Origin of the sequence: Streptomyces sp. NBC_00872, from assembly GCF_045161915.1 — a bacterium.
GTDB lineage: Bacteria > Actinomycetota > Actinomycetes > Streptomycetales > Streptomycetaceae > Streptomyces.
Map to the genome: position 1 here is coordinate 3,588,086 of NZ_CP108806.1, position 24,031 is coordinate 3,612,116.

A 24,031-nucleotide genomic window follows, 5' to 3' on the forward strand; every position below is an offset into this window, starting at 1 on the left:
GGTGACAAAGAATGCCTTACAGGGCGATACGGTCACCATCATGTCTGCCGACCCTTATGTCTCCCTGACCGGCTGGGGCCGTACGGCTCCGACGACCGCGCTGCTCGTGCGCCCCCGTTCGTACGAGGAAGCGGCCGACGCCGTACGCGGCGCGGGACCCCGTGGCGCGATCGCCCGTGGTCTCGGCCGGGCGTACGGCGACGCGGCGCGGAACGCGGGCGGCTCCGTGCTCGACATGACCGCCCTGGACCGTATCCACGCCGTCGACGGGGAGGGAGGCGTCGTCATGTGCGACGCGGGGGTGAGCCTGCACCGGCTGACGCACGTGCTGCTTCCGCTCGGCTGGTGCGTACCGGTGACGCCCGGGACCCGGTATGTGACGGTCGGCGGTGCGATCGGCGGCGACATCCACGGCGGCGACCACCAGATGTCGGGATCGTTCGCCCGCCATGTGCTCTCGCTGGAACTGCTGACGGCCGACGGTGAGGTCCGTACGGTTCTCCCCGGCACCCCGCTCTTCGACGCGACCGCCGGCGGCATGGGTCTGACCGGGGTGATCCTCTCGGCGGCCTTACGGCTCCACCCCGTCACGACCTCCCTGATGTCCGTCGACACCGAACGGGCCTCGGACCTGGACGATCTGCTCACCCGGCTCACCACGGTCAACCCCGCGACCGGGCGCCCGTACCGGTACGCGGTCGCGCGGATCGATCTGCTCGCGCGCGGGGCGGCGCTGGGGCGCTCGGTCCTGCTGCGCGGGGAACACGCGCCGCTGGAGGCCTTGGACGCGCTCCCGGCGCACGCTCGGCGCCGGCCGCTCGCCTTCCGGCCGGGACGGCTGCCTGCCGCACCCGCCCACGTACCGTCAGGACTGCTGGGACGCGGGGCGGTCGGACTCTTCAACGAGATGTGGTACCGCGCGGCGCCCCGGCGGCGGCGCGCCGGTGAGCTGCGCCGGCTCTCGGCGTTCCTCCATCCGCTGGACGGTGTGCCGCGCTGGAACCGGGTCTACGGACGGGACGGCTTCGTCCGGTACCAGTTCGTCGTGGGGGACGGTCAGGAGCGGGCGCTGCGCAGGATCGTGGAGCGGGTCGCGCGCCGGGGCTTCCCGTCCTACCTCGCCCTACTGAAACGGTTCGGTCAGGGGGACCCCGGGTGGCTGTCGTTCCCGGTGGCGGGCTGGGCGCTGGCCCTGGACCTGCCGGCCGGAGTGACCGGCGCGGGCTCGTTCCTCGACGAACTGGACGAGGACGTCGCGGCGGCGGGCGGACGGGTCAATCTCGCGAAGGACGCGCGGCTCCGGCCGGATCTGGTGGCCGCGATGTATCCGCGGCTGGACGAGTTCCGCGCGCTGCGGGCCGAGGTGGATCCGTCGTCCGCCTTCACCTCGGACCTCTCGCGGCGGCTGGATCTGTAGGCCTTTCCGGGGTCCTTCCGTGGCCTCTCCGGGGCCTCTCCGGGGCCTTCCTGCGTTTTCCTCATCTTCTCCCCCCGTGTCTCCCTCGTGTCTCCCTCATGTCTCCCCCGTGTTCCCGCGCTTTTCCAGGAGCGATCCACCATGAAGGACGCCTTCGGCATCCCGCAGTCCCTGCTCATCCTCGGCGGTACGTCGGAGATCGGTCTCGCCACCGCGCGCCGGCTGATCGCACGCCGTACGCGTACGGTCTGGCTGGCGGGCCGTCCCTCCCCCGCCCTGGACACCGCGGCCGACCGGCTGCGGACCCTCGGCGCGGACGTCCGTACCGTCGCCTTCGACGCCCTGGACCCCGCCTCCCACACGGAGTCGCTCGGAAAGGTCTTCGCGGAGGGCGACATCGACCTGGTGCTGCTCGCGTTCGGGATCGTCGGCGATCAGGCGCACGACGAGGCCGACCCGCTCGCGGCCGTCCGTGTCGCGCAGACCAATTACACCGGCGCGCTCTCGGCCGCACTGGTGTGCGCGGGCGCGTTGCAGATGCAGGGGCATGGCGCGCTGGTGGTGCTCTCGTCGGCGGCCGGTGAGCGCGCCCGCCGCGCGAACTTCATCTACGGGTCGAGCAAGGCGGGTCTCGACGCGTTCGCCCAGGGGCTGGGGGACGCCATGCAGGGCACGGGGGTGCAGGTGATGATCGTACGGCCCGGCTCCGTACGGTCGCGGAAGACGGCCGCCCTTGAGGCGACGCCGATGGCCACCACGCCGGAGGCGGTGGCGGCGGCGATCGAGCTGGGACTGCGGCGGCGCTCGGAGACGGTGTGGGTGCCGGGGGCGCTGCGGCTGGTGATGTCGGCGGTACGGCATCTGCCGCGTCCGGTGTTCCGCAGACTGCCGGGCTGAGGCGAGCCGAGCCCGTCCGAGCCGCGCCCCTTGCGAGCCGAACCCCGTCCGAGCCGTCGCCCTGGGCCCCGGGCTGCCTGGGCGCCCTGCGGGCTCAGGGGCTTGGGGGGGCTCAGGGGCTCAGGGGCTCATCGAGGCGGGTCGGTCGGCGGGGGTGCTGTGATCGACGGGGGTGTCATCGCGGACGGGGGTGGTCTGAAAGGGCACTCCCGAGGCCTCTCCGTCCCCGCCGAACGCGTACTCGTGCAGCTTGCGCCACACCCCGTCGGTGCCCTGCTCGTACAGCGCGAAGGAAGTGCAGCTCCAGGCGGCGCCGTACTCGGACAGCTCCTCGTAGGCCCGGTCCATCGCCTCCTCGGCGATACCGTGCGCCACGGTCACATGGGGGTGGTACGGGAACTGGAGTTCGCGGACGAGCGGTCCCGAGCTGTCCCTGACCCGCTTCTGGAGCCAGGTGCAGGCCGACGCGCCCTCCACGACCTGGATGAAGACGACCGGGGAGAGCGGGCGGAACGTACCCGTACCGGAGAGACGCATCGGGAAGGGCCTGCCCGCCGACGCGACCGACGCGAGATGCGCCTCGATCGAGGGCAGCGCCGACGCGTCGACCTCGGTGGGCGGCAGCAGCGTGACATGCGTGGGGATGCCGTGCGCGGCGGGATCGCCGAAGCCCGCACGCCGCTCCTGGATCAGGCTGCCGTACGGCTCCGGGACCGCGATCGAAACGCCGAGCGTTACGGTCCCCACGTCGTTCTCCTCAGTCCGTGTGTCGTCCGTGTGTCGGGTGGTGATGAGCAGGGCCACCGTCCGCCAGTGTGACGGTCGCACCGGCCGACTGGCCAGCGCTCGCCCCTCCGCGTACGCCGACCGACGGACGGAGCCGCCGTCCGTGTGTGGCCGCCGGCTCTCGATGAGCGGTGCTCGGCGGGCGGCCACAGGCCGACGGTGCCCGGTCGCCGGTGCCCGGCGGGGCGGTGCTCGACGGGCGGGTGCTTGGCGGGCGGGTGCTTGGCGGGCGGGTGCTTGGCAGACGGCGGCCGACGGGCGGTGGGGGTGGGCGGCGGAGGGTGTCCGGCCCGTCCGGCCTCAGTGCTTGGCGGGCAGGAAGCCGACCCTGTCGTAGGTCTGCGCCAGGGTTTCGGCGGCGACGGCCCGCGCCTTCTCCGCGCCCTCGGCCAGGATCGAGTCCAGCGTCTCCGGGTCGTCCAGATACTCCTGGGTGCGGGTTCTGAACGGGGTCACGAAATCGACCATGACGTCCGCCAGATCCGTCTTCAGCGCGCCGTAACCCTTACCGGTGTACTTCTGCTCCAGCTCCGCGACGGGCGTATCCGTGAGTGTGGAGTAGATGGTGAGCAGATTGCTCACGCCCGGCTTGGCCACGGTGTCGAACAGGATCTCCGTGCCCGTGTCGGTGACCGCGCTCTTGATCTTCTTCGCGGTGGTCTTCGGCTCGTCGAGCAGATTGACCAGGCCCTTGAGCGTGGACGCGGACTTGCTCATCTTGATCGTCGGGTCCTGGAGGTCGTAGATCTTCGCGACCTCCTTGACGATGTGCGGCGCGGGGACCGTGAACGTGGGGCCGAAGCGGGTGTTGAACCGCTCGGCGAGATCGCGCGTGAGCTCGACGTGCTGGCGCTGGTCCTCGCCGACCGGCACGGAGTTGGCCTGGTAGAGCAGGATGTCCGCGACCTGGAGGATCGGATATGTGAAGAGGCCGACCGTGGCGCGGTCCGCGCCCTGCTTGGCCGACTTGTCCTTGAACTGCGTCATCCGGGAGGCCTCGCCGAAGCCGGTGATGCAGTTCATGACCCAGGCGAGCTGGGCGTGTTCGGGCACATGGCTCTGGACGAAGAGCGTGCAGCGCCGGGGATCGAGACCGGCGGCGAGGAGCTGGGCGGCGGCGAGGCGCGTATTGGCGCGCAGCTCGGCGGGGTCCTGCGGAACGGTGATCGCGTGCAGGTCCACGACCATGTAGAAGGCGTCGTGGGTGTCTTGCAGCGCCACGTACTGGCGCACCGCACCGAGGTAGTTCCCGAGGTGGAACGAGCCTGCGGTGGGCTGGATTCCGGAGAGCGCGCGGGGACGATCAGAGGCCATGTCCACCATTCTCTCAGGTGTGACCCACAGCCCGTGAACGGATCTCCGTGGAGTGGGAACCGATCCGGGGCGGGCGGTGTATCAAAGCTGTGAGCACTCGGGAGGGGACCCTGGAGGGGGGCCGCACCCTGACGGTTGCGGATGAGTCGGCGGTGATCGCGCGCGTGCGTTCCGGTGAGCCGGAGGCGTATGCGGAGCTGGTGCGCGCGTATACGGGCGTCGCCCTGCGGGCCGCCGTCGCCTGTGGCGCGGGGCCGGACGCGGAGGATGTGGTGCAGGCCGCGTTCTTCAAGGCGTATCGCTCGCTGGGAAGCTTCAAGGACGGCTCCCCGTTCCGCCCCTGGCTGATACGGATCGTGGTCAATGAGACAAGGAACACAGTGCGCTCGGCGGTCCGGCTGCGGGCCGTGGCCGGGCGGGAGGCGATGCTGCTGGGCTCCGAGCCGCTGATACCGGAGTCGGTGGACCCGGCGATGGCGGCCGTGGCGGAGGAGCGGCGCGCGCTGCTGGTGTCCGCGCTGGAGAAGCTGAGCGAGGACCAGCGGCAGGTGGTGACGTACCGCTATCTGCTGGAGATGGACGAGGCGGAGACGGCCGAGGTGCTGGGCTGGCCGCGCGGCACGGTCAAGTCGCGGCTGAACCGCGCGCTGAAGAAGCTGAGCGGAATCGTGACGGCACCAGGTCCGGACGGCTGGGAGGGAGGTGAGGGGCATGGGTGACGAGGCGGACGGCGACAGGGGTGGCAAGAGGGCGGCGGCGGGCGGATCGCAGGAGGACAGCGCACTGGTGGAGGAGCTGAGGGCGCTGGGGCGCGGGATGCGGATTCCTGATGTCGACGGCGAGACGATGGCCGAGCGGGTGCTGGCCCAGCTCCTCGCCGAGGCCGTACCGGTGCCAGTACCGGGGTCGGGGACAGGATCGAGGACAGCGGCGGGGACGGAGCCCGCGGCTGTGCCTGAGCCGCCGGGGCCGCCAGGGCCGCCGGGGCGATCGGCGCGGGTGCGCCGGTGGCTGCGCGAGCGATGGCGAAGGGTGGCCGCCGGGCTCTCCGGACTGCTGGTCGTGCTGGTGCTGACGCCTCCGGTGCGGGCGGCGGTCGCGGACTGGTTCGACTTCGGCGGGGTCGAGGTGCGGTATGACCCGTCGGCCGGCCCTCGTACGCCACCCGCCACGCCCTCCGCGGTGCCGGCCCCGGGGTGCCACCGGCCGGTGACGATCGCGGAGGCGGCGCGGCGAGCCGGCTTCACCCCCCGGGTGCCGGCCGAGCTGGGCGACCCGGATGTGGTGTCGCTGGCCGAGACCTCGCCCGGCCGGTCCGTGGTCAGTCTCTGCTGGACCGAGCGGGGGCGGACGATCCGTCTGGACGAGTTCCCGGCGACCTTGGACATCGGCTTTGTGAAGCAAGTCAGCGTGCTGCCGGAATGGCTCTCGCTGCGCGACGGGACCACGGGTCTGTGGTTCGGGAAGCCGCATCTGCTGCGCTTCCGGCTGATCGGCGGGGACGGCGAGGGCTGGTCCGAATCCGTCCGGCCGGCGGGCCCCACGCTGCTCTGGCAGCACGGCGACCGGCTGACGCTGCGGCTGGAAGGGGTGACGTCGGTGGCACGGGCGGAGGCCATCGCGGAATCGGTGCGCGGAGACGGCGGATCGCCGCGCTAGGTCCTGTCCGGCGCGGGAAAAGACTCGGAAGACGCGGGAGAAGTGGGAACCGATCGGGGCCGGGCGGTGTAAAGGAGGTGACGCGGACGCGGTTCGGACGGTCCGTACCGCGCGTCGGCAGGGGGAATCATGCGACCGCGATATGCGCGAACTCTCCGGTGGATCGGCGCACTTGTGGCGATGCTGGCGCTGACCTGGGTGTGTGCCCCGAGCGCGGTGGCCGGAGGGCCGACCAGCGTGCTGGTCGCCTCGCCGGAGAGCGGGGAGACGGCCGCTCTTTACTACAGCGATGGGGACTATGAGGAGCTGATGCGGCAGCTCGGCGCCCTGGCGGACCCGATGGCGCGGCCGACGGGGCAGCCGGAGCGCCCGGTCTCGCTGGACGGGGCGGTGGGCTCACGGCTGATCAATGTCACCTGGATGGTCCATGATGTGCAGCCCTGGCGGGTGGACCAGTTGTATCCCAGCGCGGACCCCGCCACGGTCTGGATCCATACGGCATTCGAACCCTCGTCGTCGGACGGGGTCTGGCGCAGGGCGAAGCGACCGGCGCAGCTGCACACGCTGCTGAGGAAGCTGGGGGTGATGGGCCCGAAGACCGGGGAGAGTGCCGCGCCCGGTGCCCTCGTCCCGTCGGCGTCGGCCGGTCCGGAGGAGGACAGGGGGACGGAGAGTGCCGGTTCGCGGAGTTCCGGGGCGGATGCGGGCTCTGTCTGGTGGTGGGCGATACCGGGGCTGGCGGCCGGGGTCGCCATCGGTCTGGGGGTACGGCCCCTGGTGGCGCGGCTGCCGCGCCCGCCCTTCCGGCGCGGTGGTGAGCGGGGGCCTGGAGACGGACCGCGTCAGCAGCTCCTGGACGTGTAGCTGTCCCGACCGGTAGCTGTCCCGACCGGACGGACGTGTTGACCGGACGTCTCGTCCCGGGACCTGTCCGTCCTTCCCGGGACCTGTTCAGCCGGGCACGCCGGGTGCAAGGTTTCTTCCCGCACAGGGTGAGCGACGATAGAAAGTAGGGCGTCGCCCCGCCCACGCCGGACAGCTTGTCCTGACCGATCGGAGAGCCCGTGTCGACTACGGAGAGTGCCATCGCCTCGGCGGAGGCCCACAGTGCGCACAACTACCACCCGCTGCCCGTGGTCGTCAGCTCGGCGGACGGTGCATGGATGACGGACGTCGAGGGACGTCGCTTCCTCGACATGCTCGCCGGATATTCGGCGCTCAACTTCGGCCATGGCAACAGAAGACTCATCGACGCGGCCAAGGCACAGCTCGAAAGAGTGACCCTGACGTCCCGGGCGTTCCACCACGACCGCTTCGCCGACTTCTGTACGCGGCTGGCGGAGCTGTGCGGCATGGAGATGGTCCTGCCGATGAACACGGGGGCGGAGGCGGTGGAGACCGCGGTGAAGACCGCCAGGAAATGGGGGTACCGCGTCAAGGGCGTGCCGGACGGGATGGCGAAGATCATCGTGGCGGCCAACAACTTCCATGGGCGTACGACCACCATCGTCAGCTTCTCCACCGACAGCGAGGCGCGGGCGGACTACGGGCCGTACACACCGGGGTTCGAGATCGTTCCGTACGGCGATCTCACGGCGCTGGACGCGGCGATGACGGAGAACACCGTGGCGGTGCTGCTGGAGCCGATCCAGGGCGAGGCCGGGGTGCTGGTCCCGCCGGCGGGCTATCTCGCCGGGGTGCGGGAGATGAGCCGGGCGCGCGATGTGCTGTTCATCGCGGACGAGATCCAGTCGGGCCTGGGCCGGACGGGAAAGACCTTCGCGTGCGAGCACGAGGGTGTGGTCCCCGACATGTACGTCCTCGGCAAGGCCCTGGGCGGCGGGGTGGTGCCGGTGTCGGCGGTGGTGTCGTCGGCCGAGGTGCTGGGTGTGTTCCACCCGGGTGAGCACGGCTCGACGTTCGGCGGCAACCCGCTCGCCTGCGCCGTGGCACTGGAGGTCATCGAGATGCTGCGGACCGGTGAGTTCCAGCAGCGCGCCGCGGAGCTGGGCGACCATCTCCACCATGAGCTGGGGCTGCTGGTGGGCGGCGGGGCGGTGGAGGCGGTACGGGGCCGTGGGCTCTGGGCCGGGGTGGACATCACACCGTCGCGCGGGACGGGCCGGGAGATCTCGGAGCGGCTGATGGACCGGGGTGTGCTGGTGAAGGACACCCACGGTTCCACGATCCGTATCGCTCCCCCGCTGGTGATCAGCAAGGAGGACCTGGACTGGGGCCTGGACCAGTTGCGCGCGGTGCTGACGGACGAGGACCGGCAGCCGGGGACCGACGGACGGGAGCGTGCGGGCGCCCCCGTCTGACCGGATCGGGCCAGCCCCGATGCGGCGGACCCCACCCGGGTAGGCCGCCTGGCCCGGGTCCCGCCCGGATCGGGCCGGGCGGCCTAGAGAATGACGTGGGGCAGAAAGCGGGCGTACTCGTCCGTGATCAGGCCCGACGACTCCCGGATGCCGAGTCCCGCCGCCTCGTCCTCGACGATCCAGGCGCCGAGCACCACGCGGTTGCCGTCGAAGTCGGGCAGCGGGGCCAGCTCCTGGTAGCAGCAGGCCTCGTCCCGTATCACCGGGGCCCGGCCGGGTTCATGGACGGTGACCCCGGCGCCCTCGCGGCCGAGCAGGGGCTTGGCGACATAGCCGCGGGAGGAGGCGAGTTCGCGGGGGCCGTCGAGATAGGCGGGGAGCAGATGGGGGTGACCGGGGTGGAGCTCCCAGAGGATCGCGAGGAGTGCCTTGTTGGAGAGGAGCATCTTCCAGGCGGGTTCGATCCAGCAGGTGGTGCCGGTGCCACCGCCGTTGTCGAGGGTGTCCCGTACATACGGCCCGAACCGGTCGGTGGTCAGCCACTCCCAGGGATAGAGCTTGAAGCAGGTGCGGATGAAGCGGAGCCGGTCGTCGACGAAACGGCCGGAGAGCCGGTCCCAGCCGATCTGTTCGACGGAGAGGGCCTCTGTGGCGAGCCCGGCCTGTTCGGCGGTCTCCCGCAGATACGCCACGGTCATCAGGTCCTCGCCCAGTTCGTCCCCGTCGGAGTGGGCGAAGTGGACGGGACCCGGCGGGAGGAGGCCGGCCTGACGTTTCCAGGCGGCGACGAGGCGCTCATGGAGGGAGTTCCACTGGTCGCCGTCGGGGAACCGGTCCTCCAGCCAGAACCACTGCGCGCTCGCGGCCTCGACCAGTGAGGTGGGGGTGTCGGCGTTGTACTCCAGCATCTTCGGCGGGCCCGTGCCGTCGTAGCGCAGATCGAACCGGCCGTAGATGGAGGGGAGTTCGGCGCGGCGCCGCCAGGACTCGGCTATGAGGGCCACCAGGCCGGGGTCGGTGATCCCCAGCTCGGCGAACCGGTTCCGTTCCACGATATGCGCGGCGGCGCCCAGACAGAGGGCGTGCAGTTCTTCGACGGTCTCTTCGAGGGCCTCCACCTCGGGCAGGGTGAAGGTGTAGTAGGCGCTCTCGTCCCAGTACGGACGGAGCGTTCCGTCCGGGTAGCGGGTGAGCGGATAGATGACGCCCTGTTCCTCGACGGTCTGCTGCCAGTTGGCCCGGGGTTCGATGGTGTGACGTTTCATCAGCGCGTCACCCGGGCGCCGGGGCGGGTGGCGGAGCGACGGGGCGTCATTCAGCCGCCGCCCGAACCGGAGTTGGAGCAGCCGAAACCACCGCGGTCGACGGCGGACTTGTCGAAGCTGCCCCCTTCGACCTTGCCCTTCTTGCTGGATCCGCCGTAGTAGTACGAGCCGCTGCCGCCGCTCTCGCACTGGGAGCTGGGCAGTGACGCCCGGGTCGTCCGGTCGGCGCACCGTTTGTCGGGCTCCGACCCGCAGGATGTGATCGTGATCGCCAGCAGTCCCATACCGCCGAGCACGACCGTGCTCGACCTCAGTCTCCGTTGCCGCGCGGTCATGCGCCGCCCTCCCCCGTTGCACGTGAACCCGTTGTATGCGAAGCGGTCTCTTTCTGACCGTTCGTACACAGTAATTGGCCACACTTGCTCATCGAAGAGGTGGTGCACCATCGCGGCGAGTCCGGGCAGATCCCGGCAAACCCCTGGGGGCGGCGGAACCGCCGCCCCCAGGGCCGCTGTTGGACGGGGACTAGTTCTCGCCGCCGCCGTACGGGCGGGTAATGGCTTCCATGGCGTGACCGACCGGGTCGATGAAGTACACGCCGCGGCCACCGTCGTTGTGGTTGATCTCGCCGGGGTGCTTCTGATGCGGATCGGCGTAGAACGTGACGCCCTCGTCCTGGATGCGCCGGAAGATTCCGTCGAAGTCTTCCTCGCTGACCAGGAAGGCGTAGTGCTGCGGCACGATCGACTCCGGCGGTATGGAGGCGAAGTCGAGGGTCACGCCGTTGCTCAGTTCGACGGGGATGAACGGGCCCCACTCGGTCCCTACCGGGAGGTCGAGGATATGGGCCAGGAATTCAGCGGATTCCCGGTTGTCCCGGGAGTGAATGATGGTGTGATTCAACTGGATCGACACTGTGGAATGCCTCCGTAAGGCAAACTCACGGGCGCCTCCATGCCTCACCCGGACGGTGACCGACACGCGATGCCGTACCGATCATCCTAATTCGAGCCCCGAAAGCTGTCGACCGCCGGCATGAGCCTGGGCCGTGTCTTCAAAGTGGCGTCGTCCGCCCGCAGGGCGGGGCCGGCGCCCGTCGCGGAGCGGCTGATGTCACCGCGGTGCGGTGCATCGCAAGGCGGAGGATCGGCGTCGTCGATGGACCGGGCGTACTCGGACGACTCCGACAACGCGGCGAGGTGCCGTGCCGGGCGTCTCCGGCCAGACGCCACTTTGAAGACACGGCCTAGGGAAGGACCCGGCACAGCGCGTCCAGCGCGCCCGGCCACGCGCTGTCCGACGGGGTGCCGTAACCGACCACCAGGGCATCGGCGCCCGGCGGGACGGACGGGTGCCGGAAGCGGCTCATGCCGTACACCGCCAGCCCCTGCCAGGCCGCGGCCTCGACGACCGAGCGCTCGGTGCCGGGCGGGAGTTCGACGACGGCGTGGAGACCGGCCGCGATCCCGGTCACCCGGATCTCCGGGGCCTGCTCGGCGAGCGCCGCCACGAGTTGGTCACGGCGGCGCCGGTAGCGCAGCCGCATGGAGCGGACATGACGGTCGTACGCGCCCGAGGCGATGAATTCCGCGAGCGTGAGCTGATCGAACACGCTCGACACCCAGTCCGTCCCGCCCTTCGCCTCGCTCACCTCCCCGACCAGTTCCTCCGGCAGTACCAGCCATCCGAGCCGCAGTCCGGGCGTCAGGGACTTGCTCGCGGTGCCGAGATACACCACCCGTTCGGGGTCGAGTCCCTGAAGCGCGCCGACGGGTTGTCTGTCGTAGCGGAACTCGCCGTCGTAGTCGTCCTCCAGGATCAGCCCGTCCGTGCCGCGCGCCCAGTCGACGGCGGCCGAGCGCCGGTCGGGGTGGAGCGCCATGCCGAGGGGGAACTGATGCGCCGCGGTCAGCAGTACGGCTCCGACGCCGCGCGTCAGCGCCAGTTCCTGGGTGCGGGCGCCGCGCGCGTCGAGCGCGAGCGCGGGGGTCCGCAGCCCCGCCTCGGCCAGCACATTCCAGTGCAGGTCGAGACCGTACGACTCGACGGCCACCGCCCGCACCCGCCGGGCCCTGAGCACCTGCCCCAGCAGCATCAGCCCATGGATGAATCCGGAGCAGACGACGATCCGTTCCGGGGTCGCGTACACGCCACGGGTCCGCGCCAGATAGTCGGCGAGGACGGTACGCAGTTCGATTCGGCCGAGGGGGCCGCCGTACCCGAGGGCCTCGTGCGGCGCGGCCGTCAGCGCCCGGCGAGCGGCCGTGAGCCACTGGGCGCGCGGAAATCCGGCGAGGTCGGGGAAGCCGGGCAGCAGGCTGTGGGCGGGCCCACGACGGGCCGGCCGGGTCCTGGGCGGCGCGGGCGCGGTCCGGCGGGGCGCGGCCCGCCGGGCCACCTGCGTCCCCGAGCCCTGCCGGGCGGTGAGCCACCCTTCGGCGACCAGTTCGGCGTACGCGTCGGCCACGGTGTTACGGGCGACACCCAGGTCGAGGGCGAGCGAGCGGGAGGACGGCAGCCGGGTGCCGGGGGCGAGCCGGCCCGTACGGACGGCTTCGCGCAGGGCGTCCATAAGACCGGCGCGCAACCCGGAACCACGCGGCTCAAGATGGAGATCCACACCGAGGACGCCGCCTGCCCCAGGTCCGGCGGAAGGTTCGGTGGAAGGGCCGACGGGAGGGCTGGCGGGAGGTCCGGCCGACGCGTCGTCCGGCCGGTCGTCCGGCGAATCAGCCTGAGAATTGGCCCAGGAATCCCTCATGGAAATGGACCATACCTCTGTGCCACCGGACGCGTAGCGTCGGACGTATGACGACGCACACAGAGAACGAGACGAAGCGCTACGCCCCCGAGCACTCCCCGCGGCTGGAGCTGGCCAAGCTCGCCCCCGAGGTCTACAAGGCCATGGTCCGGCTGGACGCCGCGGCCCGGCACGGCGTCGACCCGACCCTGCTCGAACTGGTCAAGATCCGCGCCTCCCAGCTCAACCACTGCGCGTTCTGCCTCGACATGCACACCAAGGACGCGCTGGCGGCCGGCGAGTCGGTGGAACGCGTCATCCAGCTCAGCGCCTGGGAGGAGTCCCGGCACTTCTACACACCGAAGGAGATCGCGGCGATCGAGCTGACCGAGGCGGTCACCGTGCTGACCGACGGTTTCGTGCCGGACGAGGTGTACGAGAGGGCCGCGGAGCAGTTCGACGAGACCGAGCTGGCCCATCTGATCGCCGCGATCACAGTGATCAACGCCTGGAACCGGTTCGGTGTCTCCACCCGGATGGTCCCCGGCCACTACACGCCGGGCCAGTTCGCGCACTGACCCTCGGCCGACGGCTTCCCGGCGTCGGGCGCCGCCCGCCCCGCGACCGCCCGCCCCGCGCCCGGCCGGTCAGCTCCAGCCGGGCTCGAAGGGTTCCAGGACCGTGCCCAGCAGTCGCCGCAGATCCGATACCTGCCCCGCGGGGGCGGCCACCAGTACCGCGTACTGCCCGCCGTCGGTGGCGGTGAAGACCCGCTCGACGCACTGGCGGCGGCCTCCGGACGTGTCATTGTCGTACGAGTAGACCAGTTCGGCGGCGTCACCGGTCGGGTTCTCGTCCCCGCCGACGACCGTGCCTACGCCGACCTCCGTATAGCCCTCGTTCCTGGTCGCGAGGTCCGCCGACGACTGGCGGACCAGATCCAGCGGTGTCATGTCCTCCTCCGAGATCGCGAAGACCTGGATCAGACTGCTCTCGTCGTCCGTCGTGTAGAAGACCCCGTTGTCGCGCGAGGTCCGCTCCCAGCCTTCGGGTACGGCGACCGTGAAGCCCTTGGGGTCCTCGGCCACCCGGAACCCGGGCGGCAGACCGCCGGCGGAGGGGTCACCGGTCGCATCCGTCGCGTCCGTCCCGCCGAGACCGTCGGTGGGAGCGTCGGTCCCCGCGTCGGCGGAGGACGCCGAGGAGCCGGCGGAGTCGGACGGGTACGCGGACTCGGAGACGCTGACGCCCGGCCCCGCGGCCGTCCCGTCCGTGGCGCCGTCCCGGCCCCAGGTGATCCAGGCAGCCACCGCGCCCGCGCCCACCACGGCCGCGACGGCGATCACCACGAGGGGCATACGGCGCGATCCCTGGCCCAAGGCACGGTCCAAGAAACGGCCGTACGGATCAACCGCGCCCCCGGTCCGCACGAGGTCCGTCCCCTCGGCACCCGTCGGCTCGGCACCCGTCTGTCCGACGCCCTCGTGCTGGCCGCCCGCCTGCGAATGCCCCTGACCCTGCCCCTGGACCTGACCCTGGTCGTACGGCGCGAACAGCGGCAGCGGGGGCGGCGGCGGGGTGTACGGCAACGGCGCCCTGCCGCTCTCCCACCGCTGGGTCCCGGCATTCCAGCGCGGCCCGGCCCCGGTCTCGGTCCCGGCTTCGCCCCCGGCCATGCGTCAGCCGCCCAGCAGCGCGCCGACGGCTTCGCCGACCGCGACCCCGGACGCGAGCGTCCCCACGACACCGCCCGTCAGCGCCAGCGCGTCCCGGAGACCGGCGAGCCTGCCGGGGCCCGCCGCGCCGGCCGTGGTGATCTCCTCCTCGGCGGCGACGAGTTCCGCGTCGAGCACGGCGGTGCCGTCCGTGGCGACGAAGCGCCCCAGGTCCTCGCGCAGCGCCCGTACCGCCGCCAGCAACTCCGCCTGGGCGGGATCACTCGCCTGCCCCGTGGCACCGGTACCGGTGTTGGTGTTGGTGACGGTGTTGTGGTCACCGATGCCGATCGCGCTGCCGCTCACCGAGCCGATCCGCACCTCCGGACGCGCCGGGTTCGCCGGGCTCGCCGATTGTGTCCGACGCGCCTGACCGTCCTCGTCAGTTGCCGCCATTGCTGCCTCCCGCTGCCTCGTCGCGGTTGCCGATCGTGTTGTGGTCGCCGATGCCGACGGCACTGTTCTGCACGGACTCGATGAAGACTCCGCCGTTGGTGACGTTGATGATCTTCTGTTCGAACTCGGCCGTCTGCCAGCCCGCTTCGTACAGCGCCTGCCGCACACCGCCCGCCACCCGGTCCTCGACGCTCTTGAGGTACCGGCTCACATCCATCTCCTGGAAGAGCGAGGCCTCGCTGTCGGAGCCGAGTTCCCGGATGGAGAGCGCGGGCCCGGCCGGCAGCGCGCCGCCGTATCCGCCGCTGAGCCGCCGCCACTCGACGACCGCGTACCGCCCGAGGGTGAGCAGCATCTGCCCGATCGATCCCGGCGTATGCGTCAGGGCCCAGACGGCCTTGCCGAACCAGGAGTTGTTCAGATACTGGTGCGCCAGCCGGTCCGCCTCACGGAACTGGCGCCGTACGGGCAGCAGCACATGCGGAGCGACCTCCAGCATCAGCATGCCGCCCTGGGTGTGCACCCGTACGAAGACGGTGACGACCAGTTCCTCATGCCATCCGCCCACTCTGATACGGAGGAAGTGGCGCCGTGTCTCGCCTCCCTCCTCGACGGAGTCGGCGCGGTGCCGGGCGAAGCCCACGGCGTCGTACGGCGCTCCGTCCCGCCGTTGGAGTCCGTCGACCGGGAGGAAGACGCACTCGTCGACACGCAGCTCGCGCAGCCGGTCACGCACGGCCGCCGCCGCTTCCGGGGAACCGTGCGGGGAGGGCACCCGCAGGGCCTCCAGCAACGGCACGATCTGGCGCAGAACCTCACCGTTGTCGATCGGCACCGGCCCGCCGCCCGGAGCTCCCTTGCCGCCCGCACCGCCCGCACCATCCGTACCGCCCGTACCGTCCTCACCGCCCTGCCAGTCCTTGCGAGGGCGCAGTTCGACGGCGAGTGTCCAGGGCCGGTACGGCTCTCCGACGCCCAGGAACGGGTTCGCCGAGTGGTACATCACCAGTGGCGCGTGCTGCTCGGCGCGGATACGGGCGCTCAGCCGCTGAAGACGGCCGCCGGTGGCCAGTTCGGCGGGGTCGGAGGAGGCCGCGGGAAAACGGTACTCGGACAGTTCGTTGGTCATCACCCGGGCGAACTGTCCGCGCCGCAGCCCCACTCCGGCGGCGATCAGCAGCAACAGGATCAGGGTCGCCCAGGCCCGGCCGGGCTCCGCGGAGGTGCCGAAGCCGGCCGTGACACCCTGGATCCCGGGGACCAGTCCGCCGATGTCCTGTACCAGCTCCACCCCGCCCGGCACGTCCCCACCCGAACCGTACGACCCGCCCGAACCATCCGATCCGTCCGATCCGTCCGATCCGTCCGAAAACCCCTGTGCCAGCAGGGCCATCAGACCCACGACGGCGACGACCAGCGCGAGCCGCCCGTACCAGCGCACCACGAGCGCCGCCGCCTTGCGGTACCAGGGCGCGCCGGCTCCCCGGCCCCTGATCCAGGGTGCGATCGCCAGCAGCAGACAGGGAAAGAGGAGCAGCAGCAGAAGCCCGTCGGTGAGCGGGACGGCGGCGATCCAGAGCACCAGCATGCCGGCGCTCCAGGCCAGTTCGGTACGGCGGGCACGCAGGGCGTGCGCGAGTACCCGGGCCGCGTCGAAACCGGTCGAGGGAGCGATGAAACGCTCCTCGTGGATGTAGAGCTCGTCGAGGACGGCGTCCCGGTAGCCCCTGTCCAGATACGCCCCGGCGCAGAGCAGCCGGCACGCCTCACTGGCGGCGGGCTCCACCGGCGGTCTGCCCCACTCCTCGGCGCCCATGCCGCCCGGCCCCCGGGCCATCGCGATCTCGGTCAACGAGTCCCCCGTATGCCTCTGCCGTACGAGTCAACTTCCCTTACGGCACGGGGAGTTGAGCGTTGACGGCGGTGAAGGTGGCATCGTAGGGCATTCCGGCGACACCGCGCACACGTCTTTTCACTCGCTGTACGACGGAACGCCCCCGACGGGTGTCGAGGGCGTTCCGGTGTGCGGCGTTCGTCCGCGGCTTCGGGCTTCGGGGTTCGGGCTTCGGGATCGTCAGATCAGGCCCAGCGCGCGCACCGCGTCGCGCTCCTCCTGGAGCTCCTGTACCGAGGCGTCGATCCGGGCGCGCGAGAACGCGTTGATGTCCAGTCCCTGGACGATCTCGTACGCGCCGTCCTTGGCGGTGACCGGGAAGGAGGAGATCAGGCCCTCCGGCACACCGTAGGAACCGTCCGACGGGATGCCCATGGAGGTCCAGTCGCCCTCGGCCGTGCCGTTGACCCAGGTGTGGATGTGGTCGATGGCGGCGTTGGCGGCGGAGGCGGCCGAGGAGGCGCCACGGGCCTCGATGATCGCCGCGCCGCGCTTGGCGACGGTCGGGATGAAGGTGTCGGCCAGCCAGGCCTCGTCGTCGACGGTCTCGGCGGCGTTCTTGCCGGCGATCTCCGCGTGGAAGATGTCCGGGTACTGGGTGGCGGAGTGGTTGCCCCAGATCGTCAGCCGCTTGATGTCGGAGACGGCGGCGCCGGTCTTCGCGGCGAGCTGCGAGATGGCGCGGTTGTGGTCGAGACGGGTCATCGCGGTGAAGCGCTCGGCCGGTACGTCGGGCGCGGCGGCCTGCGCGATCAGCGCGTTGGTGTTCGCCGGGTTGCCCACGACGAGGACCTTGATGTCGTCCGCGGCATGGTCGTTGATGGCCTTGCCCTGCGGCTTGAAGATGCCGCCGTTGGCGGAGAGCAGGTCGCCGCGCTCCATGCCCTTCGTACGGGGACGGGCGCCGACCAGCAGTGCCACGTTGGCGCCGTCGAAGGCGACGTTCGGGTCGTCCGTGATCTCGATGCCGCCGAGCAGCGGGAAGGCGCAGTCGTCGAGCTCCATCGCGGTGCCCTCGGCGGCCTTGAGACCCTGCGGGATCTCCAGGAGACGCAGTTTGACCGGCACATCCGCGCCGAGCAGATGGCCGGAGGCGATGCGGAAGAGCAGCGCGTAGCCGATCTGGCCGGCCGCGCCGGTGACGGTGACATTCACGGGAGTGCGGGTCATGGCGGTCTCCGTAAGACGCTGGCGGTGGGGGTCCCTGCCCCTGGTGCGGGACATCTCCGCGGCCGCGAATCTTGACGTGAAGAGATATCCGGCGATCAGGCTATCCGACCCGCGTCTCCGCGAGCCGTCGCCCCCTTGTGGCACGGCTCACGGGCGTCGTGTCGTACCGGTACGGCGGGACGCGGCGCCCCCCAGCCGGGCTCACCTCGCCGGGCTCCCCCCGCCGGACTCCCCCACCCGAGGCTCCCGGCCGGGCTCCTGACCCGGGCTCCCAGCCGGGCCAACAGCCGCGCGCTCGGCGCGCGCTCGGCGCATGCTCGGCGCGTGCTCACTGGGTCGACGTGCAGCCCGTCTCGCCCGTCGTGAGTGTCGCGCACGCCTTCGCGCTTCCGGGGTCCGGTACGGCGACCATCGGCGTGTACGCGTTGGTGGCGGCCTCCACCACACCGTTCTGGGCCTTGCCGCCCGCGGTGATCCGTACCTCGTCGCCCGTGGTGGCCTGGGTGATCCGGGCCCAGGCCGCACCGCACGTCCGGCTGTGGCGTACCTCGATCAGGGCCGTGCCCACCGTGGCGCTGGAGACGGTTTCGGCGAACTCGCCGCCGCAGCCCATCGTCTCCGGGTCCTGTCCTGAGCAGTCGTCACCACCGCACTTCACACCGGGCGGCAGTGCGGGGCTGCTGGTGGACGGCGAGGGCGACGGGGTCTTCGCGACGGTCTTCCCGCCGCCGTCGTCACCCCCGATATCGGTCAGCAGCACCGCGGCGGTCACCACCAGCAGCGCGCCGACGACGCCCGCCACGAAAATCGTCACCTTGCGGCGTCGGCGCGCGCTTTCCCGGCCGGGGCCCGGCGACGGCGGCCGGGGCGGGGCCGCGGGGCCGCCCTGCGGCGGTACGGCGCGCCCACCGGGACCGCCCATGTCCCTGCCCTGGCCCCGGCCGCGGCCGAAGTCGAGGGTGGCTCCACCACCGGCCCGGCCCGCGGAGCCGGCGCCAGGGCCGGCACCCGGGCCACCGAAGCCGCCGCCTGGACCGCCGGATATACCGGGACCGCCGGGCGCGCCGGTGCCCATGGAGCCACCAGGTCCACCGGACCGTCCGGATCCGTCGGACCGCCGGGAACGGCCTGTGCCACCAGGCCTGTCGGAGACGCCGGGCCTGTCGGAGACGCCAGGCCTGTCCGAGGCGCCGGGCCTGTCCGAGGCGCCGCGTCCGCCCGGGAAGCCGGATCCGTCCTGGGCGCCGGGTCCCCCGGGCCCTCCGACGACCGGGTTCTGGCCGGTCTCCGCCAGCGCCGCCCGCGCCTGGGAGATCCGTATCGCTTCCATGGTCATGTCATGGCGCATCTCGGAGCGGCTCCACGCGCGTTCCGCCAGCTCCCACATCGTGATGAGATGCGTCGGATTCGTGCCGGTGACATCGGCCAGCGCCACGATCGCGCCCTTGGGCGCGAGCAGCCGCCCGTTGAGATAGCGCTCCCAGGACGTCTTGCTGTAGCCCGTCCTGTCAGCCACCGCGGCGATGCTCAGACCGCTGCGGTTCACCAGCCTGCGGAGCTGGCTGGTGAACTCCTTGACTTCCGGATCAAGTTCGTCCGGTAGCGCCTTCCAACGAGGCATGTGCCTTCCCCTTGTCCCCCCGCGACGTGCCCGATGTGCTCCGCGCTCTCCCGCGCTCTGCCGTCCCCGGCCCCCTGACCGCGGACTACCCACAGGGATGCGCGGTGCCAGGGTGGCAGTTCCTGAATCGGCGGCGCACGGAGGCATTGGGGGCAGTATCGCGCGCTCTCGCGCGCCCCCGTACCGAACCCCGCGTCAAGTCTCGCATCCGTTGCTTGTTGATCACACCATGGCGGAATGGTCACCTCCATGCATCAGGCGATAGGCAACCCTTGAACCCGTTTGGCGGGTCCATGACGCTGATATCTGTGTCGCAGAACACCGCGGACCGACGCCGCGAACCGGCACCTCGGGTTGGCGGCGCCCGTCCTTCTTCGGGGGTGAGGACGGACGCCGTTCTCCTTGCTCACGCGCCTCGCGCGTTTCCCGCACCGATTTCCCGCTCACGGACTCGCGGACGGCCCGAAGCCGAAGCACTCCTCGCTCCCGCGCCGGTCGCCGCCGCCCGGCGTCAGACAGACCCGCGCATCGGCCGGATCGCTCGACCCGGCCATGGGAGTGGAGACATAGCGCCCGACATCCCGCTGGATCGCGACCAGTTGTGCGGCCTTTCCGCCGGATACGGTCAGTACGACGCGGTCCCCCAGCCGCAGCCGACTCGTCCGTACCCAGACGGCACGGCAGTACTCCCCGTACCGCAGTTCCAGCCGCTGCCCGCCCGTGGCCGTAAAGGTGTCGACGGTCGTGACCATCCCCTGGCCACCACAGTCCATGAGGGTCGGGTTCTTGCCGTCACAGGCCGATTCCGTACAGCCCGGCACCAGGGGCGAGGCCTGGATCCATGTGGCGTCGGCGGCGTTCCGCCGTCGCCCGTCGCCGTCGGCGTCGCCGTCCCGTAGCAGCCCGGCTCCGTCGAGGACCGCCGTGTGGGCGACCGCCACGATGGCCACCGCCGTCGCCACCAGGGCGAGCGTCAGAGCCCTGCCGCGCTTACGGGACGCTCCGCCCGACGGTGTCCGTGCCGCGCCCGCCCTGTCCGCCGTACCCGTCCGGTCCGCCGCGCCCGCCGACGTATCCGCCGTGCCCGCACCACCCGCCGTATCCGCGACGGCCGTCACGCTCGCACCGCCCGTCGTGCCCGCACCTCCCGCCGTAGCCGCGCCGCGCGTCGCGCCCGCCGTCTCCGCCCGGCCGCTCCACGCCACATCGGCCAGTTCCCAGAGCGCCAGCAGCCGTACGGACGGCTCGTCCGCGAGCGCGCAGAGCGCCTCCACCGCCTGTCTCGGCAGCGGTTGCGTCCCGTTGAGATACCGCTGCCAGGACGACTTGCTGTACGGCGTGCGCTCGGCGAGCGCCGCCAGACTCAGCCCCGTACGCTCCCGCAACGCGCTCAGCTCGGCCGCCAGCCGCTCCCCCTCCGCGGCTCTCGACACCGCGTCGGCTCCGCTCATCGCCGTAACTCTCCCCAGGTGTCCGGCCCGACGATGCCGTCCTCGACAAGTTGGCGGGCTGCCTGAAAGGTCTTCACGGCCGCCTTGGTGCCCGGCCCGTACAGTCCGTCGATCTCACCCGGGTCGAAGCCGTGGCGGCGGAGCAGGCACTGCGCCTCGACTACATCGCGCCCATTGCCGTTGATGTCGATCAGCGCTTCGGTGGTCACGCTGTGGCCGGCGTAGGCCAGACCGTCCTTGCGGCCGGTGGCGCAGTCGTACGTACGGCCTGGGCCGTAGGTCTGTACGGACGGGGTCTCCGCCTCCTCGGCCGGGGCCACCAGCAGACCCCCGGAGAAGGCCGCGACCGCGGAGACGGCCGCCCCGGCGAGCGCGTACCGCAGGGGGACGAGCCGTCGGGAGGGAGCGGGGCGGGCGTCGGGAGGATCCCCGGCGACAGAGGTGGCAGAGGAGGGAGAGAAGGGAGTGAAGGGAGTGAAGGGAGTGGGCGGCGCGGGCCGTCCGGATTCCTCGCCCGACTGCCCGGACCCCCCGGCCCCTTCGGTCCGTCCGCCACCAGCGCCGCCACCAGCGCCGCCACCAGCGCCGGTGCCGACATCGGCTCCGGCATCGGCGCCACCTGCGGCACCGGAGTCGCCGTTCACCGCCGGAACCCGCTCCATGGCCACTTCATGCAGAACGAGCAGCCGTGTCGGATCCGCGCCGCACACCCACGCCAGCTCCTCCACCGCCCCGCGCGGCACCGGCTGCTTGCCGTTGAGATACCGCTCCCAGGAGGAACGGCTGTAACTGGTCTTGGCCGCCAGGGCTGCCAGACCGAGGTCGGAGCGGTCCTTCAACCGCCGTAGCTGTACGAGAAGTCGCTGTTCCCTTTCGGGCAGGTCCGAAGGAAGCTCTTTCCAACGCGGCATGTCCACCTCATGCGCTATCGGGTCGCTTCGACACTCCAGCCCGTTTCTCCCCGGGACGGCGACCTCTGAACACAGGGTTCCGATGCCTGGCGGCCGTCCGCCACCTTCAGGACAGGCCACTCGCCGCGGCGACGCCCCCGCCTCGTCCCACGCCGTCCCATGGCGACCGGCGTCCCCGCAGGTCGACGTCGTACGCGTCCCACGACTGCCCACATCGAGGGGCTTGTCTGGCGCGGGCCGATATGACGCGGAACAGTCCGTGGTGCACACCGGGCGGCGCGGTCCACCCCGCGCCGCCCCAGCAACGGGGGAGACATCGCAGGAACCGCGGTGGAGGTGAGCCGCACCTGATGCGGCGGTGGCCCGTACTCCTCGGGGGTGAGTACGGGCCACCGTTATATATCGAGATGTATCGAACCGTCCCGTATCGAACCGGCCGGTCCGCGGGCGCCGACAACGGCGCCGACGGCGGCGACGGTGTCGGGCGCCGACCGGACAGGGCCGGACAGGGCAGGGCAGGGCAGGACCTACGGCACGGTCGAGTGGACGATGTCCTCCAGGAACGGGATCTCCAGCCATGGCTTGGGCTGCGTCATGAGGGAGAGCATCACGATCACGACGCCCAGCAGGCCGTACGTGACCATGTCGGTGAAGCGCGAGCGCACGGCGAGCATGCCCACGGAGGGCATCACACGACGCAGCACGGCACCGCCGACGAGGGCGAGGCCGATCAGGATCGTGCCGATCCGGAACGCCTCCGCGAACGGGTGCAGACCGACGATCAGCAGCCCGAGTCCGGTCGTCCCGAGCACGCTGAGCAGGGGCCACTGCCGGGCAGGCGCGGACGCGTCCCCCGGGGCCGCCCGGCCACCGCCCTCGGGCCGCGCGGTGTCGAGGGTGACCGCCGAGAACCGCTGGCTCGTCTCCTCGGGAGCGCTCGTTTCCTCGGGAGCGACGGCATCAGCCCGCTCGCCCTTCTCAGCCTGCTCGGCCTTCTCAGCACTCTCCGCCTGCTCAGCACTCTCCGCGACCTCGTCGACCCCGTCGACCTTCTCGGCGCCCTCGGTCTTCACCGAGCCGGCCGTCCCGGCCCGCTCAGCCTCACCGTCGGCCGCCGCGTCCGGCTCGTCCACGGGGGTCGCAGGGGGCGCGGGGGCCACAGCGGTCGCGGGGGCCACAGGGACCGCCTCCGGAGCGTCCAGTACGGCGGCGGCCCGCACCGTGTCCCCGCCGTCCGCCACCGGTACGGTCTCGGCGGACATACGCTTCGCGGCGGAATTCCGCTTCCCGGCGGACTCCCGCTTCGCCACGGACGGCCGCTTCGCGTCCGCCGGCCGTGCCGCCGTGACCGGGGCAGCCGGCTCGGACACCTCCGGGACCGGCACGGCAGCGGCAGCCGCCGCGCGCTCCGGCGCCTCGCGCGCGTCGCGCCCCGGTCGGGCCGCGTCGCCCGTGCTCGTACCAGCACCCATGGATGCCCCTTTCCGCGTCACCGTACGGTTCAGCCCGCGTCGGCGTCGGCGACGGCGCGTTCCGCCGCCTCGACCACGTTGACCAGCAACTGGGCGCGGGTCATCGGGCCCACACCGCCCGGGTTGGGCGAGATCCAGCCCGCGACCTCCGCGACGCCCGGATGGACATCTCCGACGATCTTCCCGTTCTCGTCCCGGCTCACGCCGACGTCGAGGACCGCCGCGCCCGGCTTCACGTCCTCCGGCTTGACGATATGCGGCACGCCCGCCGCCGACACGATGATGTCCGCCTGCCTGAGCTGAGCCGACAGATCGCGGGTGCCCGTGTGGCACTGCGTCACGGTCGCGTTCTCGGACTTACGGGTCAGCAGCAGCGGGATCGACCGGCCGACCGTGATACCGCGGCCCACGATCACCACATGCGCGCCCGCGATCTCCACACCGTGGTGGCGCAGCAGCTGGATGATGCCGTACGGGGTGCACGGCAGCGGCCCCGTCTCGTTCAGCACCAGCCGCCCCAGGCTCATCGGATGGAGCCCGTCCGCGTCCTTGGCCGGGTCCATCAGCTCCAGTACGCGGTTGGTGTCGATGCCCTTGGGCAGCGGCAGTTGCACGAGGTATCCCGTGCATTCGGGGTTGGCGTTCAGCTCGGCGACCACCGCCTCGATCTCCTCCTGGGTGGCCGTGTCGGGCAGCTCGCGCTGGATCGAGGCGATCCCCACCTGGGCGCAGTCGCGGTGCTTGCCGTTCACATACCAGCGGCTGCCGGGGTCGTCCCCGACCAGCAGGGTCCCCAGGCCGGGCGTGACACCCTTCGCCTTCAGGGCCGCCACACGGGCGGTCAGGTCGGACTTGATCGCGGCTGCGGTGGCCTTGCCATCGAGAATCTGGGCGGTCATGCCCCCATCCTCGCGGATGACCCCTCTCCGGTTCCAATTCGCGGCCCGCCGGTGTCCTCCGTCACACATGTGCCGCGCCCGCCCGGTCGCCGGACAGCAGGTT

At 71.5% G+C, this 24,031-nt stretch carries 22 protein-coding genes; 7 read left to right on the forward strand and 15 right to left on the reverse strand.

Going from position 1 to position 24,031, the window contains the following annotated elements:
• Positions 1-40: 40 nt before the first annotated feature.
• Positions 41-1,417: an FAD-binding protein gene (locus tag OG214_RS15225; RefSeq protein ID WP_405985048.1), complete on the forward strand. Its 1,377-nt coding sequence runs from the start codon at positions 41-43 to the stop codon at positions 1,415-1,417.
• Positions 1,418-1,558: 141 nt separating this feature from the next.
• Positions 1,559-2,314, forward strand: coding sequence for a decaprenylphospho-beta-D-erythro-pentofuranosid-2-ulose 2-reductase (locus OG214_RS15230; protein WP_405985049.1), 756 nt, complete (start codon positions 1,559-1,561; stop codon positions 2,312-2,314).
• Between the two features lie 120 nt (positions 2,315-2,434).
• Here the strand turns inward: OG214_RS15230 and OG214_RS15235 are convergent, their stop codons facing one another.
• The gene (locus OG214_RS15235; RefSeq protein WP_405985050.1) at positions 2,435-3,061 is read right to left on the reverse strand and encodes a 2'-5' RNA ligase family protein; all 627 of its coding nucleotides are present in this window, start codon (positions 3,059-3,061) and stop codon (positions 2,435-2,437) included.
• Positions 3,062-3,400: 339 nt separating this feature from the next.
• Entirely contained in the window at positions 3,401-4,414 is a 1,014-nt protein-coding gene (gene trpS / locus OG214_RS15240; protein WP_405985051.1) for a tryptophan--tRNA ligase, read from the reverse strand.
• Positions 4,415-4,503: 89 nt separating this feature from the next.
• Between trpS and OG214_RS15245 the strand changes: the two genes are divergently transcribed.
• The 4 genes from OG214_RS15245 (at position 4,504) to rocD (ending at position 8,394) form a co-directional block, all read left to right on the forward strand.
• Complete coding sequence (locus OG214_RS15245; protein ID WP_382856665.1) at positions 4,504-5,133, forward strand: RNA polymerase sigma factor; 630 nt, start codon at positions 4,504-4,506, stop codon at positions 5,131-5,133.
• Positions 5,126-6,073 (forward strand): hypothetical protein, encoded by a 948-nt coding sequence (locus tag OG214_RS15250; RefSeq protein ID WP_405985052.1) that lies wholly within the window; start codon positions 5,126-5,128, stop codon positions 6,071-6,073. The genes OG214_RS15245 and OG214_RS15250 overlap by 8 nt, the downstream gene beginning before the upstream one ends.
• Positions 6,074-6,202: 129 nt before the next feature.
• On the forward strand, positions 6,203-6,937 hold the full coding sequence (locus OG214_RS15255; RefSeq protein ID WP_405985053.1) for a hypothetical protein: 735 nt from the start codon (positions 6,203-6,205) through the stop codon (positions 6,935-6,937).
• Positions 6,938-7,137: 200 nt separating this feature from the next.
• Positions 7,138-8,394, forward strand: coding sequence for an ornithine--oxo-acid transaminase (rocD, locus tag OG214_RS15260; RefSeq protein ID WP_383031899.1), 1,257 nt, complete (start codon positions 7,138-7,140; stop codon positions 8,392-8,394).
• Positions 8,395-8,477: 83 nt separating this feature from the next.
• On the opposite strand, the gene OG214_RS15265 is transcribed toward rocD, so the two are convergent.
• From OG214_RS15265 to OG214_RS15280, 4 genes are all read right to left on the reverse strand, one after another.
• The gene (locus tag OG214_RS15265) at positions 8,478-9,659 is read right to left on the reverse strand and encodes a glutathionylspermidine synthase family protein (protein ID WP_382856653.1); all 1,182 of its coding nucleotides are present in this window, start codon (positions 9,657-9,659) and stop codon (positions 8,478-8,480) included.
• Between the two features lie 50 nt (positions 9,660-9,709).
• On the reverse strand, positions 9,710-9,994 hold the full coding sequence (locus OG214_RS15270; protein ID WP_363080790.1) for a hypothetical protein: 285 nt from the start codon (positions 9,992-9,994) through the stop codon (positions 9,710-9,712).
• Between the two features lie 190 nt (positions 9,995-10,184).
• Positions 10,185-10,574, reverse strand: a complete 390-nt coding sequence (locus OG214_RS15275; RefSeq protein ID WP_363080791.1) for a VOC family protein — start codon at positions 10,572-10,574, stop codon at positions 10,185-10,187.
• Positions 10,575-10,905: 331 nt separating this feature from the next.
• Complete coding sequence (locus OG214_RS15280; protein ID WP_405987512.1) at positions 10,906-12,231, reverse strand: PLP-dependent aminotransferase family protein; 1,326 nt, start codon at positions 12,229-12,231, stop codon at positions 10,906-10,908.
• Positions 12,232-12,467: 236 nt separating this feature from the next.
• On the opposite strand from OG214_RS15280, the gene OG214_RS15285 reads away from it, so the two are divergent.
• On the forward strand, positions 12,468-12,977 hold the full coding sequence (locus OG214_RS15285; RefSeq protein ID WP_382856648.1) for a carboxymuconolactone decarboxylase family protein: 510 nt from the start codon (positions 12,468-12,470) through the stop codon (positions 12,975-12,977).
• Between the two features lie 69 nt (positions 12,978-13,046).
• On the opposite strand, the gene OG214_RS15290 is transcribed toward OG214_RS15285, so the two are convergent.
• The 9 genes from OG214_RS15290 to OG214_RS15330 form a co-directional block, all read right to left on the reverse strand.
• On the reverse strand, positions 13,047-14,075 hold the full coding sequence (locus OG214_RS15290; protein WP_405985054.1) for a hypothetical protein: 1,029 nt from the start codon (positions 14,073-14,075) through the stop codon (positions 13,047-13,049).
• 3 nt (positions 14,076-14,078) lie between these two features.
• Positions 14,079-14,510: a hypothetical protein gene (locus tag OG214_RS15295; RefSeq protein WP_405985055.1), complete on the reverse strand. Its 432-nt coding sequence runs from the start codon at positions 14,508-14,510 to the stop codon at positions 14,079-14,081.
• Positions 14,497-16,362, reverse strand: coding sequence for a hypothetical protein (locus tag OG214_RS15300; protein WP_405985056.1), 1,866 nt, complete (start codon positions 16,360-16,362; stop codon positions 14,497-14,499). Before OG214_RS15300 ends, OG214_RS15295 begins: the two co-directional genes overlap by 14 nt.
• Positions 16,363-16,584: 222 nt before the next feature.
• Positions 16,585-17,574: a malate dehydrogenase gene (locus OG214_RS15305; RefSeq protein WP_363080797.1), complete on the reverse strand. Its 990-nt coding sequence runs from the start codon at positions 17,572-17,574 to the stop codon at positions 16,585-16,587.
• Positions 17,575-17,902: 328 nt separating this feature from the next.
• The gene (locus tag OG214_RS15310; RefSeq protein WP_405985057.1) at positions 17,903-19,195 is read right to left on the reverse strand and encodes a DUF2690 domain-containing protein; all 1,293 of its coding nucleotides are present in this window, start codon (positions 19,193-19,195) and stop codon (positions 17,903-17,905) included.
• Between the two features lie 443 nt (positions 19,196-19,638).
• The gene (locus tag OG214_RS15315) at positions 19,639-20,646 is read right to left on the reverse strand and encodes a helix-turn-helix domain-containing protein (protein WP_405985058.1); all 1,008 of its coding nucleotides are present in this window, start codon (positions 20,644-20,646) and stop codon (positions 19,639-19,641) included.
• Complete coding sequence (locus OG214_RS15320) at positions 20,643-21,557, reverse strand: peptidoglycan-binding protein (protein ID WP_405985059.1); 915 nt, start codon at positions 21,555-21,557, stop codon at positions 20,643-20,645. The genes OG214_RS15315 and OG214_RS15320 overlap by 4 nt, the downstream gene beginning before the upstream one ends.
• Before the next feature lie 527 nt (positions 21,558-22,084).
• The gene (locus tag OG214_RS15325) at positions 22,085-23,029 is read right to left on the reverse strand and encodes a DUF3017 domain-containing protein (protein ID WP_405985060.1); all 945 of its coding nucleotides are present in this window, start codon (positions 23,027-23,029) and stop codon (positions 22,085-22,087) included.
• A 29-nt stretch (positions 23,030-23,058) separates the two neighbouring features.
• Entirely contained in the window at positions 23,059-23,928 is an 870-nt protein-coding gene (locus OG214_RS15330) for a bifunctional methylenetetrahydrofolate dehydrogenase/methenyltetrahydrofolate cyclohydrolase (protein WP_363080802.1), read from the reverse strand.
• Between the last annotated feature and the right edge of the window lie 103 nt (positions 23,929-24,031).

Excerpts from the sequence above, each read along its gene's own strand:
- OG214_RS15225 (WP_405985048.1), top strand. The coding sequence starts at position 41 with ATGTCTGCCGACCCTTATGTCTCCCTGACCGGCTGGGGCCGTACGGCT.
- OG214_RS15230 (WP_405985049.1), top strand. The coding sequence starts at position 1,559 with ATGAAGGACGCCTTCGGCATCCCGCAGTCCCTGCTCATCCTCGGCGGT.
- trpS (WP_405985051.1), bottom strand. The coding sequence starts at position 4,414 with ATGGCCTCTGATCGTCCCCGCGCGCTCTCCGGAATCCAGCCCACCGCA.
- OG214_RS15250 (WP_405985052.1), top strand. The coding sequence starts at position 5,126 with ATGGGTGACGAGGCGGACGGCGACAGGGGTGGCAAGAGGGCGGCGGCG.
- OG214_RS15255 (WP_405985053.1), top strand. The coding sequence starts at position 6,203 with ATGCGACCGCGATATGCGCGAACTCTCCGGTGGATCGGCGCACTTGTG.
- OG214_RS15265 (WP_382856653.1), bottom strand. The coding sequence starts at position 9,659 with ATGAAACGTCACACCATCGAACCCCGGGCCAACTGGCAGCAGACCGTC.
- OG214_RS15270 (WP_363080790.1), bottom strand. The coding sequence starts at position 9,994 with ATGACCGCGCGGCAACGGAGACTGAGGTCGAGCACGGTCGTGCTCGGC.
- OG214_RS15280 (WP_405987512.1), bottom strand. The coding sequence starts at position 12,231 with ATGGACGCCCTGCGCGAAGCCGTCCGTACGGGCCGGCTCGCCCCCGGC.
- OG214_RS15285 (WP_382856648.1), top strand. The coding sequence starts at position 12,468 with ATGACGACGCACACAGAGAACGAGACGAAGCGCTACGCCCCCGAGCAC.
- OG214_RS15290 (WP_405985054.1), bottom strand. The coding sequence starts at position 14,075 with ATGGCCGGGGGCGAAGCCGGGACCGAGACCGGGGCCGGGCCGCGCTGG.
- OG214_RS15295 (WP_405985055.1), bottom strand. The coding sequence starts at position 14,510 with ATGGCGGCAACTGACGAGGACGGTCAGGCGCGTCGGACACAATCGGCG.
- OG214_RS15305 (WP_363080797.1), bottom strand. The coding sequence starts at position 17,574 with ATGACCCGCACTCCCGTGAATGTCACCGTCACCGGCGCGGCCGGCCAG.
- OG214_RS15310 (WP_405985057.1), bottom strand. The coding sequence starts at position 19,195 with ATGCCTCGTTGGAAGGCGCTACCGGACGAACTTGATCCGGAAGTCAAG.
- OG214_RS15315 (WP_405985058.1), bottom strand. The coding sequence starts at position 20,646 with ATGAGCGGAGCCGACGCGGTGTCGAGAGCCGCGGAGGGGGAGCGGCTG.
- OG214_RS15320 (WP_405985059.1), bottom strand. The coding sequence starts at position 21,557 with ATGCCGCGTTGGAAAGAGCTTCCTTCGGACCTGCCCGAAAGGGAACAG.
- OG214_RS15325 (WP_405985060.1), bottom strand. The coding sequence starts at position 23,029 with ATGGGTGCTGGTACGAGCACGGGCGACGCGGCCCGACCGGGGCGCGAC.
- OG214_RS15330 (WP_363080802.1), bottom strand. The coding sequence starts at position 23,928 with ATGACCGCCCAGATTCTCGATGGCAAGGCCACCGCAGCCGCGATCAAG.